Source organism: Pseudomonas sp. B21-035, assembly GCF_024748945.1.
GTDB lineage: Bacteria > Pseudomonadota > Gammaproteobacteria > Pseudomonadales > Pseudomonadaceae > Aquipseudomonas.
Window position 1 is genome coordinate 2,511,021 of sequence record NZ_CP087179.1, and the last position, 14,220, is coordinate 2,525,240.

10 protein-coding genes are annotated in these 14,220 nt (G+C 62.7%); 4 read left to right on the forward strand and 6 right to left on the reverse strand.

The genetic code is table 11. The annotated features are described in order from the left end of the window. Positions 1–377 precede the first annotated feature (377 nt). The gene (gene nhaB / locus LOY22_RS11690) at positions 378–1,880 is read right to left on the reverse strand and encodes a sodium/proton antiporter NhaB (RefSeq protein ID WP_093383671.1); all 1,503 of its coding nucleotides are present in this window, start codon (positions 1,878–1,880) and stop codon (positions 378–380) included. Positions 1,881–2,038: 158 nt separating this feature from the next. Between nhaB and LOY22_RS11695 the strand changes: the two genes are divergently transcribed. Further along, positions 2,039–2,851 (forward strand): crotonase/enoyl-CoA hydratase family protein, encoded by an 813-nt coding sequence (locus LOY22_RS11695; RefSeq protein WP_045198558.1) that lies wholly within the window; start codon positions 2,039–2,041, stop codon positions 2,849–2,851. 33 nt (positions 2,852–2,884) lie between these two features. Next, a complete protein-coding gene (gene nudC / locus LOY22_RS11700; protein ID WP_093383666.1) occupies positions 2,885–3,715 on the forward strand; it encodes an NAD(+) diphosphatase in 831 nt (276 codons plus the stop codon). On the opposite strand, the gene LOY22_RS11705 is transcribed toward nudC, so the two are convergent. The 3 genes from LOY22_RS11705 to LOY22_RS11715 form a co-directional block, all read right to left on the reverse strand. Then, complete coding sequence (locus LOY22_RS11705; RefSeq protein WP_045198562.1) at positions 3,683–4,462, reverse strand: TSUP family transporter; 780 nt, start codon at positions 4,460–4,462, stop codon at positions 3,683–3,685. The genes nudC and LOY22_RS11705 overlap by 33 nt on opposite strands. Before the next feature lie 142 nt (positions 4,463–4,604). Next, on the reverse strand, positions 4,605–5,372 hold the full coding sequence (locus LOY22_RS11710; protein ID WP_045198566.1) for an SDR family oxidoreductase: 768 nt from the start codon (positions 5,370–5,372) through the stop codon (positions 4,605–4,607). A 22-nt stretch (positions 5,373–5,394) separates the two neighbouring features. Continuing rightward, positions 5,395–6,462 carry a phosphotransferase family protein gene (locus tag LOY22_RS11715; protein ID WP_093383661.1) on the reverse strand — a complete coding sequence of 356 codons (1,068 nt, stop codon included), beginning with the start codon at positions 6,460–6,462 and terminating at the stop codon, positions 5,395–5,397. A gap of 201 nt (positions 6,463–6,663) precedes the next feature. Here LOY22_RS11715 and LOY22_RS11720 point away from each other — a divergent pair, with 201 nt between their 5' ends. Further along, a complete protein-coding gene (locus LOY22_RS11720) occupies positions 6,664–11,850 on the forward strand; it encodes a dermonecrotic toxin domain-containing protein (protein WP_258597563.1) in 5,187 nt (1,728 codons plus the stop codon). Between the two features lie 54 nt (positions 11,851–11,904). Here the strand turns inward: LOY22_RS11720 and LOY22_RS11725 are convergent, their stop codons facing one another. After that, positions 11,905–12,222: an SCP2 sterol-binding domain-containing protein gene (locus tag LOY22_RS11725; protein WP_045198572.1), complete on the reverse strand. Its 318-nt coding sequence runs from the start codon at positions 12,220–12,222 to the stop codon at positions 11,905–11,907. A 56-nt stretch (positions 12,223–12,278) separates the two neighbouring features. Next, positions 12,279–12,989, reverse strand: a complete 711-nt coding sequence (locus tag LOY22_RS11730) for a histidine phosphatase family protein (protein WP_093383652.1) — start codon at positions 12,987–12,989, stop codon at positions 12,279–12,281. A gap of 196 nt (positions 12,990–13,185) precedes the next feature. Here LOY22_RS11730 and sohB point away from each other — a divergent pair, with 196 nt between their 5' ends. Continuing rightward, positions 13,186–14,205 (forward strand): protease SohB, encoded by a 1,020-nt coding sequence (gene sohB, locus LOY22_RS11735; RefSeq protein ID WP_093383647.1) that lies wholly within the window; start codon positions 13,186–13,188, stop codon positions 14,203–14,205. Positions 14,206–14,220 lie beyond the last annotated feature (15 nt).

Here is a 14,220-nt window from a genome sequence, read left to right on the forward strand (position 1 = left end):
CAAAAAAGCGCTCTGCTTCTAGATGTACGTAATTGCAGACGCCACCGATCGTCCCTTGCAGAAGGCCGAGTGGAACCCTTGCGTAGTGGGGCGACGGCCATGGATGGCCGGCGAGCGCCGCAGGGCCAGGGACGGCCCTTCGGCGCGCCCCCACGGGAGCAAGGGTGGAAGGAGGGAACCCGGAGCGCAGCGCAGGGCCGATGAAGGGACAGGGCGTTTTTGGTTACTTTTGCCGCCAAGCAAAAGTGACCCGCCGTAAGGGCGGAAGGCGCCGGCAGCGCCTCATCATCAAATGGATCAGCTCAAACACAGCCTGGCTGCCCCAATACTTGCAAGCTGCTTAAGACAGTTGCTCCCACAGGCCCGTGCAGTCAGCGTTACAACCAGTAGGTCACCGCCCACCACCCCAGCCCACCCATGACCACGGTATAGGGCAGCGCCATCCACACCATGCGCCCATACGACAGGCGAATCAGCGGCGCAATCGCCGAGGTCAGCAGGAACAGGAATGCCGCCTGGCCGTTGGGCGTGGCTACGCTCGGCAGGTTGGTGCCGGTGTTGATCGCCACCGCCAGGGTCTCGAAGTGCTCGCGGCTCATGCCGCCGTTGACAAACGCCTGCTTGACCTCGGTGATATAGATAGTGGCGACGAACACGTTGTCGCTGATCGCCGACAACAGGCCGTTGGCGATAAACAGCATGCCCGGCTGCTGATCGGCCGGCAGCGCCAGTACCCACTGGATCAGCGGGGTAAACAGCTGCTGCTGGTGGATCACCGCGACCACGGCAAAGAACACCACCAACAATGAGGTGAACGGCATGGCGTCCTGGAACGCACGGCCCAGGCGGTGCTCGTCGGTGATGCCGGTAAAGGCGGTAATCAGCACGATCACCAGCAGGCCGATCAGGCCGACTTCGGCCACATGCAGGCCCAGGCCGATGATCAGGATCAGCGCTGCCAGGCCTTGCACCACCAGTGCGGCACGTTGCTGGGTGGTGCGCTGGGCGTCGTCTTCGGCGGCATAGGCGGCCAGCACCTGGCGCACGTTGTCCGGCAGCAGGGTGCCGTAGCCGAACCAGCGCAGTTTCTCCAGCAGCACGCAGGTGACCAGCCCGGCGGCCAGTACTGGCAGCGACACCGGCGCCACCTTGAGGAAGAACTCGGCAAAGTGCCAGCCCATTTCGTGGCCGATCAGCAGGTTCTGCGGCTCGCCGACCAGGGTGCACACGCCGCCCAGGGCGGTACCCACGGCGCCGTGCATCAGCAGGCTGCGCAAGAATGCGCGAAATTGCTGCAGGTCTTCGCGGTGCAGGTGGGCGACGTGCTGGTCGCTGTCCAGGTCCGAGTCTTCCCGTGGGTTGGCGCCGGAAGCGACGCGGTGATACACCGAGTAAAAGCCGACCGCCGCGCTGATGATCACCGCCGTCACCGTCAGCGCATCGAGAAACGCCGAAAGAAAGGCCGAGAGAAAACAGAACAGCAAGGCCAGCAGGGCCTTGGAGCGCACGCCGAGAAGAATCCGCGAAAACACGAACAGCAGCAGGTCCTTCATGAAGTAGATACCGGCGACCATGAACATCAGCAGCAGGATCACCGGAAAGTTGTGCTGCAGCTCTTCATACAGCGCTTGCGGCGTGGTCATGCCCAGCAGCAGGGCTTCGACCATCAGCAGGCCGCCGGGCATCAGCGGGTAGCACTTGAGCGCCATGCCGAGGGTGAAGATGAACTCGATCACCAGCACCCAGCCGGCCACCACCGGGCCGAGGGTGAACAGCAGCAGGGGATTGAGCAGCAGGAACAGGCACAAGGTAGCCTTGTACCAGCGCGGCGACTGGCCAAGAAAATTGTGGGCCAGGGCGCCGGCCAGGGAGCGGGACATGAAAATGTATCCTTATGATTCAACAGCTGGGCAAAGTGCCGCATGTGCGAACGGAGATCAAGGTAAAAGTCCCGGTTTTGGCACAAGCGCGGCCTTGGCGCCGACGGGCACCTTGTTATAGTCCTGCGATCAACCTCGCCGCCTTCAAGGAGAGCACCGTGACTGACTACCAAGCGTTCAAGGTCGAACTGAACAACCGCATCGCCCACGTGCAGATCAACCGCCCGGAAAAGTACAACGCCATGAACGCGGCGTTCTGGAGCGAAATCGTCGAGATCTTCCGCTGGATCGATGAAACCGACGAAGTGCGCGCGGTGGTCATCAGCGGTGCCGGCAAGCATTTTTCTTCCGGCATCGACCTGATGCTGCTGGCCTCGGTGGCCAACGAACTGGGCAAGGACGTCGGCCGCAACGCGCGCCTGCTGCGCCGCACCATCCTGCGCATGCAGGCCTCGTTCAATGCCGTGGACAACTGCCGCAAGCCGGTGCTGGCGGCAATCCAGGGTTACTGCATCGGCGGCGCCATCGACCTGGTCTCGGCCTGCGACATGCGTTACTGCAGCAGCGACGCGCAGTTCTCGATCAAGGAAGTCGACATGGGCATGGCCGCCGATGTCGGCACCCTGCAGCGTCTGCCACGGATCATCGGCGACGGCATCATGCGCGAACTGGCCTACACCGGGCGCAATGTCGCCGCCGACGAAGCCCAGCGCATCGGCCTGGTCAACCGTGTGTTTGACAGCCATGAGGCACTGCTTGACGGAGTCTTTGCCATTGCCGCCGAAATTGCGGGAAAATCTCCCATTGCCGTGGCCGGCACCAAGCACATGATCAGCTACATGCGCGATCACCGCATCGACGATGGCCTGGAGTACATCGCCACCTGGAACGCCGCCATGCTGCAATCCACCGATCTGCGGGTGGCGGTTGCCGCCCACATGAGCAAACAGAAACCCGAGTTCGCCGACTGACCCCCGGCGGCGAACCCCGCAAGGAACCGGCACATGTCAGCGCGTTGGACCACCGCAGTACTGGACACAAACCTCACCGGCGGCTGGGCGGTCGCCCGCAGCAGTGAGGGTTTTCTGGTCGATGACAACGGCGCGCTGTTCCCGCGCGACTGGCTCAAGCGCCAGGAGCTGGACGTGCTTTGCGAGCACGGCATCGGCCATTTCGATGGCCAGCCGGTGTTCCTTCTGGAGTTGCGCAGCCCCCAGGCGGTAGCCGGCTGCAGCTGGCGCGGCTTGCGTCAGTTCATGCTCGAAGGCGACTTCGAGACCTACAAGATTCTTGGCTATGCCGCGCAGATCGGCACCTGGGCCCGCGAGCATCGCTTCTGTGGCAGTTGCGGCCAGGCCATGGAGCAAATCCACTGGGAGCGGGCGATGTACTGCGCGCCGTGTGATTTACGCAGCTACCCGCGCATCTCGCCGAGCATGATCGTGCTGATCAGCCGTGGCGACGAAATCCTCCTGGCCCGTTCACCGCGCTTTGTCAGCGGCGTGTACAGCACCCTGGCAGGCTTCGCCGAGCCTGGCGAATCGGCCGAAGACTGCCTGGTGCGCGAAGTGCGCGAAGAGGTCGCGATCGAGGTGCAGAACATCCAGTACGTCGGCAGCCAGTGCTGGCCGTTCCCCCATTCGATGATGCTCGGTTTTCATGCCGAGTACGCCGGCGGCGAGATCGTCATGCAGCCGGACGAGATCGAGGACGCCCAGTGGTTTCGCGTCGATGCGCTACCGCCGTTGCCGGCGGGGCGTTCGATTGCGCGCTATCTGATCGACCTGTACGTGGCCCGCCGCCTAGGCCTGGCCGAACCAGTGCTGCCACGCTAGGCGCACGGTCAGCGCCAGCACCACGGTGATGAACACCGGGCGGATGAACTTGCTGCCGCCGCTGATGGCGGTGCGCGCGCCGAAGAACGCGCCGACCATCAGTGCCGAGCCCATCGACAGGCCCACCAGCCAGTCGACCTGGCCGGAGAAGATGAACACCGACAGCGCTGCGGCGTTACTGACGAAGTTCATGCTGCGCGCCACGCCGCTGGCCTTGACCAGGTCGATGGGGTAGAGCAGCAGCGTGCTGACGGTCCAGAACGCGCCGGTGCCCGGGCCGGCCACGCCGTCGTAGAAGCCCAGGGTGAAGCCTTGGGGGATCTGCCACTTCTTTTTCACCGGCGCATCGGCATCCAGCGGCGCCTTGGGCGTGCCGCCGAACAGCAGGTAGACGCCACAGAGAAAGACGATCACCGGCAGCATCTTGTTCAGCCATTCGGCCGGCAGGTAGTGGGCCACCACCGCACCGATCAGGGCACCGATAAAAGTACCGACCAGGGCATGACGCCACTGCGCCGGGTGGAACAGCTTGCGCCGGTAGTAGGTGAAGCCGGCGGTGGCCGAGCCGAAGGTCGAGCTGAGCTTGTTGGTGCCCAGCACCAGGTGCGGTGGCATGCCGGCGGTGAGCAGCGCCGGGGTGGTGAGCAGGCCGCCACCGCCGGCAATGGCATCGATGAAACCGGCAACGAAAGCGACGGCGGCAAGAATCGCCAGGGTGGTGGGGTCTACGCTGAGTTCGAAAGGCATGGCGTGGGCTTAATCGACTGGGCGCAGAAGGGCTGCGCCGAAGGGTCGATATGGTAATGGAGATCGGGACTGTCTGTCAGGGCCTCATCGCGGGGCTAGCCCGCTCCTACTGTAGGGGCGGGCCTGCCCCGCGATGCTTTCATCAGGACAAAAAGCCACCGTCGACATTCAACGCCACGCCAGTGGTGTAGCTCGATGCGTCGCTGGCCAGGTACAGCACCGCGCCGGCCATCTCTTTCGGGTCGGCCACGCGCTTGAGCGGGATCTGCTGCAGCGCGGTGTTGAGGATCGCATCGTTCTTGACCAGCGCCGAGGCGAATTTGGTATCGGTCAGGCCTGGCAGCAGGGCGTTGCAGCGGATACCGAACGGCGCGCATTCCTTGGCGAAGACCTTGGTCATGTTGATCACCGCCGCCTTGGTCACCGAGTAGATGCCCTGGAAGATCCCCGGCGACACGCCGTTGATCGAGGCAACGTTGATGATGCTGCCGCCACCGTTGTCGCGCATCAGCTTGCCGGCTTCCACCGACATGAAGAAGTAACCGCGGATGTTGACGTCGACGGTCTTCTGGAAGGCGCCAAGGTCAGTGTCCAGCACGTTGCAGAACTGCGGGTTGGTGGCGGCGTTGTTGACCAGGATGTCCAGGCGCCCGAACTGTTCGCGAATGCCGGCGAAGACCTGGCTGATCTGCTCCATCTCGCCGATGTGGCAGGCAACCGCGGTGGCCTTGCCACCGGCGGCGATGATCGCTTCGGCAACCTGCTGGCAACCCTCGAGCTTGCGGCTCGAGACGATCACATGGGCGCCTTGCTGGGCCAGCAGGTGGGCGATGGCTTCGCCGATGCCGCGGCTGGCGCCGGAGACGAAGGCGACTTTGCCGTCGAGGTCGAACAGGTGGGTCTTGGACATGGTCTTTTCCTTGTTGGAGTCGTCAGAGTGGGGACTTGCCGATGACCTGCAGGCTCATGTGCTCCAGCAGCGTGTTCATGTGGATGAACTGGGCGAAGCGCTTGTCCTGGGTCTGGCCGTGGAAGAACCGGTAGTAGATCTGCTGGACGATGCCGGCCAGGCGGAACAGGCCGTAGGTGTAGTAGAAGTCGTAGTTGTCGATTTTGATCCCGGCACGTTCGCCGTAGTAATCGACAAACTGCTGGCGGGTGAGCATGCCCGGGGCGTTGCTTGGCTGGCGGCGCATCAGTTGCACCGGCGCCGGGTCGTCGGCTTGAATCCAGTAGGCCAGGGTGTTGCCCAGATCCATCAGCGGATCGCCAATGGTGGTCATTTCCCAGTCGAGCACGCCGATGATGCGCATGGGGTTGTCGGCATCGAGGATGACGTTGTCGAAGCGGTAGTCGTTGTGCACGATGGCAGGCTTGGGGTGATCGGCCGGCATTTTCTCGCGCAGCCAGGCGATGACCTTTTCCCAGCGTGGCGCATCGGCGGTCAGGGCTTTTTCGTAGCGGCTGGCCCAGCCCTCGATCTGGCGTTGCACGTAGCCTTCGGGCTTGCCCAGGTCGCCCAGGCCGCAGGCGTTGTAGTCGACCTGGTGCAGCTCGACCATCCGCTCGATGAAGCTCTTGCACAGGGCCTCGGTGCGTTGGGCATCCAGGCCCAGCTCCGGCGGCAGGTCCGAGCGCAAGATGATGCCCTTGACCCGGTCCATGACATAGAACTCGCCACCGATCAGCGACTCGTCGGTGCAATGCACGTAGGCCTTGGGGCAGTAGGGGAAGCCGCTGTTGAGCTGGTTGAGGATGCGGAACTCGCGGCCCATGTCATGGGCGGATTTGGCCTTGTGACCAAACGGCGGGCGACGCAACACAAACTCGCGCCCGGCGTATTGCACCAGGTAGGTCAGGTTCGAGGCACCACCGGGGAACTGGCTGATGGTCGGCGCACCGGTCAGGCCCTGGATATGCGCTTTCAGATAAGGGTCGATCACTGCGGCATCAAGTTCTTCGCCGGGGCGGACCTGGGTGGACTGGTCGGTGAGCGTCATGCGTTTCCCTTATGTTCAAAGCCAGAGATTATTGGCCAATCTAATTCCTGCCGCGCACGCTCACAAGCACACCCGGGCGTTATAGGTGAGCGTGTTGCAGCACAATCAGCAGGTTTGATCGGCTGAGCATATATAACTACACCCCGCTCCCTGCGTGCCTTTGATTGACTGCTGCCTTCCGCCATCCATGAGGCAGCGACAATGACCACCGACACCCTGACGCCTTTCAAGAGCCATGAGCGCTATTTCAACCAGCAGATCCCCACCTGGCTGAGCCATGCCAGCACCCATGCCATCAAAGAGCTGCATCAACGTCAACTGCCTCCCGCGCAGAGTGCCGCAGATACCGACGCGCAACTGCGCCAGGCATTGAGCGACAGCCTGAGGCGTACCCAGGCCTCCAGCGCTGCGGCCGCCCGGGTTTTGAGGCAAATCAAGGGAATCAGCGAGTTTGCCGAGCCGCTGCTACGCGCTGAAATAAACAAGCGCTTCGCGCTGGATATCAGCGTAACGGCCAATGAGCTGGTGCACATGCGCGATGATGCTTCGTTGCGCGAAGATCGCCTGGCCTCGGTGTTGATATCACGCCAGCCGTTATTGCAGGCGGCCTTGCAGAATTTTACTGCAAGCGACGCAGAGATCTTTCGCACCGATACCTACAGTGCGGTGACGGCGGTCGGTGCCTTGCAACCTTTCCCCTCGACAGTGGACCCTGAGCGGCGCGCCCATCAATCCATCCGTTACGCCAGCAAGCTGCCCATCAGCCCCCAGCAGTTTGCAAAGCTGTGCCGGGAGCTGGATATCGGCCAACAGTACCAGGACCATCTCAAGTCGATTCTCGATGCCGCCCACAGTCGCGACGCCGTGCGCCGCACGCTGGTAGCAGCGGCCAGGGACCGCTGCGAAAGCAACGTGCACGCGGCGCGTATCGCCGGCCACATCAGCGAGCCGGCTTACCACATGCTCAAGCAGATGCTCAGGCAGTCGGCAAGCGCCCCGGCGACACAGACCTTGAGGGTCGACAAGGTGTATGAGAGTGGCAGCAGCGCGTTCGACGGCTCGCGTTGCTACCTGCTCAACCTCTTCGGTAGCACCCTGGGCGGCGGTTTTCTATTGCTTGGCCCCGATCCTGCCGGCCAGGCGCTGCCGGTGCCGGTCGTGGTGATAATGCCGGGCGATGCCAAGCCTGTGCAGGAATACGACTCCTACGCTGATTTTTACCGCAGCCTCAAGGCGCGCCTGCAAGACCCGCAGTTCCAGGGCTTTTTCAGTCGCTTCGTCGGGCGCCGCGGGCAATCCACCGTATTCGCTCAATTGAAGCAAAGCGACAACTGGCACGCGCACCCACCCAGGCTTCAGGAAATACGCGGCGAGTGCTTCGACTACCTGCACAGCGCGATGTTGGCCAGGGCCTGGGACGACGCCAGGACCCTGGCGGTGCCGACCGCTGATGTCGATCGCGACGCCTGGTTGCAGGAGCTGAACCATTACCTGGGCCTGGGCTTTAGTATGCTCAACGTAGCCGCGTTCTTCGTGCCGGGCCTGGGCGAGGTGATGATGGTGGCCCTCGGTGCGCAGCTGCTGGGCGACCTGTTCAACGGCCTGCAAGCCTGGGAGGCCAATGACCAGCAGCAGGCTATCAGCTACTTGCAGTCCTTCGGTATCAACCTGGCTATCACTGCCGGACTGGGTGTGGCTGCGGGAGCCGCGGGCGCAGCGTTGAGCCAGCCGCTGGCGATCGATGCGCTGGAAGTGGTCGAGCTACCAGGGGGTGAGGTCCGCCTGTGGCGACCGGATCTTGCCCCTTACCAGCAAAGCACAGCACTGCTGGAGGGCCACTTTGCCGATGCGCAAGGCATTTACCGGGTCGCTGGCAAACGCTACATCCGCATCGAGGGCAAGCCATTGGAAATCACCCAGGATTCGCACCTGGGCAAATGGCGTGTCGAGCACCCCGACGACCCTCAGGCTTACCGGCCTGTACTTGAGCATAACGGTGAGGGTGCCTGGCATCATGCGCTGGAGCGCGTCGACAGTTGGCCACGCCCGACCCTGGTGCGCAGGCTCGGGCACGCCTTCGAAGGTTGGGCAGACGCGGCGCTTGAGCGCATGGCCGACATCAGCGGCGTCAGCGATGCTGAGCTGCGTGCGGTCTACAGTGACGACCAACCCGCCCCGGCAGCCTTGCTCGACGTCAGGCGGCGGTTTGAAATCGATCGCCTGATCGCGGCACAGATCGACAATGTCAGGACCGGGCAGGGGTTGCAATCAGGCTTCAACTACCCGGTATCGCTGCTGCCGGAGTTACCGCGCTGGCCGCAAGGCAAAGCCGTCGAGCTGTATGACAGTGCCGAACTGTGGGGGCAACCGATGGTGTATGGTCGTGCGCAGCCTGAGGTGGCCGCCATCAAGCTCTCGCGCAGTGACCTGGCCGCAGGACGCCTGATTCGCAGGGTGGTAGAGGGTTTGAGCGTGGCCGAACGCAGCCGCTGGTTTGGTAATGACCACTTGGCCCGCGACCTTGAAGCCGAGATCGGCCAGCAACTGGCTGAGCAGATGCAGGCATCAAGGTCACGGATTTTCGACAGCCTGTACCTGAATGTGAGTGAACCGCTCGACCCCCTGCAAACGGCGTTGCAGCGGGATTTCCAGGGGCTGTCGCGGCCGCTCGCCGAAGCCTTGGTCAAGGCGGCCAGCGAAGTTGAGCGCAGCCGCTGGCAGGCTTCCGGGCGGGTGCCGCTGACGCTTGCCAAACGGGCCCGCGAGGCGTCGCGCCAGGTACGCCTGTCACGCGCTTGCGAAGGCCTCGAAATCAGCTACCTGGCCAATGACGACAACTACCGGCTGGCCCTGCATTTGTTGCCGGAATTGTCCGGCTGGAGCGACTCGGTTCATTTGAGCGTGCGCCGCGACAGTGTGTCCGGCACTGAGCTCGACAGCATTGGCAGCGCGGGCGCGACGTCGCGAAAAACCCTGGTTAAAAGTGCCCAGGGCTGGCGCGCTTTCGACGAAAATGACGCCGAGTTGAGCGGGCTTGAGACAGCGGATCACGGCTTCTTCACCAGCCTGCTGCAGGCTTTGCCCGATAGCGAGCGCGTGGCGCTTGGCTTGAACATCGGTGACAGCACCGCACTGCGCCGCGCCCTGCTGGTGCAGGCGGCGCGTCAGCCTGCCAAGGCGCGGCTGGCGTTGGGCATGGCGGTGGAGCAGGGGCGTTTCAGGCCGCCCCTGCCGGTCGGGGCCGGGCGCCGTGGCTATCCCTTGGGTGGTACGATCGGGCGCTTGTTGCCGCGCACGTATGAGCAGCGTCTGCGCAGCCTGTTTCCCGACAAGACCGATGAACAGTTGCGCGATATTGTCCGTAATGCAGTTTTGCAGGGTGAAAACCTGGAAAATTTAGTCGGCGATCTGGAGCAGGAGCTGGAAGCCGAACGCCAAGGCCTGTCGTCGTGGGTGGAACAGGGGGCTACAAACACGGCCCGCGAAAGGCGCCGGCAATTGGCGATGCAGTTGCTGGATGTCTGGCAACTGCGCAGCAGGGCGCCACTTGAGGTCAGCGAGTATCAAGTGGATGGGGCGCCCGGCTACGTACTGACACTCAACTCCCCCAGGGTTGATGCGCTGCCGCCTCTTACGAGCGCCGTCGGCCAGATTCTCGAACTCGAGTTGAGCAGCATGACGGCCATCAGTGAGTTGCCGGCAGAGTTCTTGAGCGCCTACCCCAATCTGCGTCGCTTGAGCGTACGTCACACGCCGATCACGCAAATCCCGCAGAACATTGGCCAACTGAGTGAGTTGCGGGTGCTGGATCTCACCTATAGCCGAACAGGGTTGGCCCACCTGGCGCGCTTGGGCGGGCTTCGGCGTTTGTGGTCGCTGGATCTTCGGGGCGTGTCGCCCTCGCCGGTCACTGTCACGGCCGAGCAACTGGCGCCCTTGCGGCAGCTGTCCGGCTTGCGCTTCTTGTCACTGATGGAGAACGAAGCCAGCTTCGGCCCAGGCGCGTTTGCCGAATTGGCCGGGATGCCGAACCTGCGCCGGCTGTACCTGACGCGCAACAACATCACCCTGAGCGAAGCCGATGTCAGTGAGCTGGCGGGCATAACCAACTTGCGTGAGTTGTCCATGGGCCATAACCCGCTGGTGCTTACTCCGGACATTCGCCAGATGCCGCGGCTGCGCCTCTTGGCGTTGCCGGACGCGCACATCACTGGCTGGCCGCTGGGGCTTGAGACCACCGCGAACTTTGACGTTCGCCTCGAAGGCAATGCCATTATCGAAGTGCCTGCTGGCGCCGGACGAATGCCGCGGCTGTTGTTTGGCTACGAGGGCATGAGCGAGGCGCTGACTACCCGCTTGATTCGTGAGCGCATGGCGGTTCAGGCCGAGCCCGGGGCGGACGTGCGTATCGAGGAGGTGCTGGATGACGGAGGGGACACCGACCTGAGCGCCTATCAGCAACTGACGCAAGAGCAGGAGCACACCGCGCTGGAGCTGTTTCGCCTGCCTGAGTCACGCTCGTTCAGGCGTTTACTGGCCCGGTTGCTGACCAACGGACAAGTAACCGAGCCTCAGGCTGTGCAACTGATCGAGGCGGCTGCAGCGGACCCTGAACAACTGGGCAGGCAACTGTTCGCCCAGGCAGTTGACGCCGATACCTGCGAGGACCGCGATATCGTGGTATTCAGTGACCTGCAGGGGCTGCGAGAGGCCGATCAGGCACTCGGTCAGGGTGGCCAGGCAAGTCGACAGTTGCTGGCCCTGGGCATCAGCCGCTGGCGCCTGCAACGCCTGCGCACCTATGTGGCGGAGCAGATCCGCGGCTGGCAGGCCGATCCGCAGTTCGTGCACTTCATCGATGCGATCGAAGTGGAACTGTATTACCGGATTCATCTGGCTGAACGCCTGGGCTTGCGTCATCAACCGACAGAAATGATCCATGGCCATACGGTGTTCTGGGTCACCAGCGATATGCTGGCTGAGGCTGCGCGTATAATCCGCCAGGATCAGGCGGCTCTGCTGCCTGAATGGATGACCCAGGAAATCTATTGGCAAGATTACCTCAAGCGCAGGTATCGCGCGCGCTACGAGGCGCTACAGGCTCAACTGGCCGGCATCTTCGATCCTGCGACCGGTTTCATGGAAGACTTGCAACGGCTACGAGGAACGCAAGCAGACCTGACGACGCCGCTTCCTGTGGTAGCGGGGGAGACGGCTGAACAGCTGGCCTCGGCATTTGCGCTGGCACCAAGCGAGCTGGCGCAGCTAGCGTACGATGAAGCCACATGGATTCAGGCCTACAGGAAACTGCAGGATGCCCGGGAAGTGAGGGAAAACGAGCTTCCAGGGGTGCTGACAAAAGAAGAAATTGGACGTGATGCTGGTTGAGCCAGCAAAAAAAACCGAAGCCTGGGCTTCGGTTTTTTTATCGCTGCCAGCCGATCAGGCCGGGAACAGCTCGCTCAGTTTCATCGACAGCATCATGTCGCCTTCAACGCGCAGCTTGCCGCCCATGAAGGCCTGCATGCCGTCGGTTTCGCCGCTGACGATACCCTTGAGGGTGTCGCTGTCCAGCACCAGGGTGCAGTTGGCGTCGGCGTTTTCGCCTTCCTGGATTTCGCAGGTGCCATCCTTGACGATGAGGGCGTAGTGCTTGTCTTCGTCAGTGATGTTGAAACCGAATACCAGGTCCAGGCCAGCGGCGGCGGCTGGGTTGAACTTGGCTTTCATCGCTTCGACGGCTTTTGCTACATCGCTCATGGTGTGTTCCTTATTAAGTGATTTGCGTGACGGGTGAGGTCACAACGAGCCGGGGTTCATCGGTAGGTGATGAGCTCCGGCGCCTTCAACAGCTGCACATGGGCCTGACTGTTGAAGGAAGCCAGGGCCACCTCGCGGCCGCGAAACTTCAGTTGGCTGAGCGAGGTGTTGATGATCTGCCAGTTCAGCTCGAAAGCCTGGCCGGCAGTGATACGGGTTACCAGGTGGAGCAGGGCGGCAATGGTGCCGCCCGAGGTGAAAATGGCAATGTTGTCGCCGTTGCCGGCCTGTTGCAGCACCCGCTGCAGGCCGCCATCGACCCGCTGGACAAAGCCCTGCCAGCTCTCGGCGCCTTCGCAGGCATGTTCGCCGCCGTGCCAGCGCTGCACCAGCAAGGCGAACAGGCGCTGGAACTCGCTGCGGTTCTGGGTGCCGTTGCGCAGCACGTGCAAGGCTTCCGGCTCGTCCGGCAACAGGCCGGGCAGCAGGCCGCGGATCACGCCGTCGGCATCGAATTCGTTGAAGGCGTTGTCGGTTTCCAGCGTGGGCACTTCGCAACCGGCGTTGTGCATCACTGCCAAGGCCAGTCGCGCGGTGTCCTGCTGGCGGCGCAGGTCGCCGGCCAGGCAGCGGTCCAGGCGCAAGCCCAGTTGCGCCAGGTGCTCGCCCAGGGCCTCGCTCTGGCGCATGCCCACGGGCGAGAGGACGTCGTAGTCGTCTGCACCAAATGAAGCCTGGCCATGTCGAATCAGGTAGATACTGCCCACGTCGTCCGCCTGCGCTAAGGATGAGCCGAGGTTAGGTTGCCGCTGTCAGGCTGTCAACGAAAAAACATACAAGCGTTTGAAAAGAGCGTTTGAACTGCATTGCCGAAGATTTCCTGCGCTGGCAGGGGCAGGGCGGCCTCGGTATGCTTGACTATCGGTTCGCGCCGCACGGGCGCAGGCATGTTAAGGAGTTACTGTGGAGTTTCTTGCAGAGTACGCAAGCTTTCTCGCCAAGACCGCGACCCTGGTGATCGCGATTCTGATTGTCCTCTCGGCAATTGCCGGTCTGCGCGGCAAGGGCCGGCGCAAGGGCGGCGGCCAGTTGCAGGTCAATAAGCTCAATGAGTTCTATAAAGACTTGCGCGAGCGCCTGGAAAGCAGCTTGCTGGACAAGGCCCAGTTAAAAGCCTTGCGCAAGCAGCAGGCCAAGGCCGAAAAACAACTGAAGAAAAAGCCCGAAGAAAAAAGCCGGGTGTTCGTCCTCGACTTCGACGGCGACATCAAGGCCTCGGCCACCGAGAGCCTGCGCCATGAAATCAGCGCGGTGCTGAGCCTGGCCACGGCCCAGGACGAGGTGGTGCTGCGCCTTGAAAGCGGCGGTGGGATGGTCCATAGCTATGGCCTGGCGGCCTCGCAACTGGCGCGCATTCGCCAGGCCGGCGTGCCATTGACCGTGTGCATCGACAAGGTCGCCGCCAGCGGTGGCTACATGATGGCCTGCATCGGCGACAAGATCGTCAGCGCACCCTTTGCCATCCTTGGTTCGATCGGCGTGGTGGCGCAGTTGCCCAACGTCAACCGCCTGCTGAAAAAACACGACGTCGACTTCGAAGTGTTCACCGCCGGTGAATACAAACGCACCGTGACCGTGTTCGGCGAGAATACCGAAAAAGGCCGGGAGAAGTTCCAGGAAGACCTGGACATCACCCACCAGTTGTTCAAGGACTTCGTCTCGCGCTACCGCCCGCAGTTGCACATCGATGATGTTGCCACCGGTGAGGTCTGGCTCGGCGTTGCCGCGCTGAACAAGCAACTGGTCGACCAGTTGATGACCAGCGACGAGTACCTGAGCCAGCGCGCCCGCGAGGCCAACCTGTATCATCTGCACTTTGCCGAGCGCAAAAGCCTGCAGGAACGTGTGGGCCTGGCAGCCAGCGGTTCGCTCGAACACCTGGCGGTCAAGCTCTGGAGCCGTCTCAGTGGCCGGCTGTGGTAACCGGCTAGCCCTGCA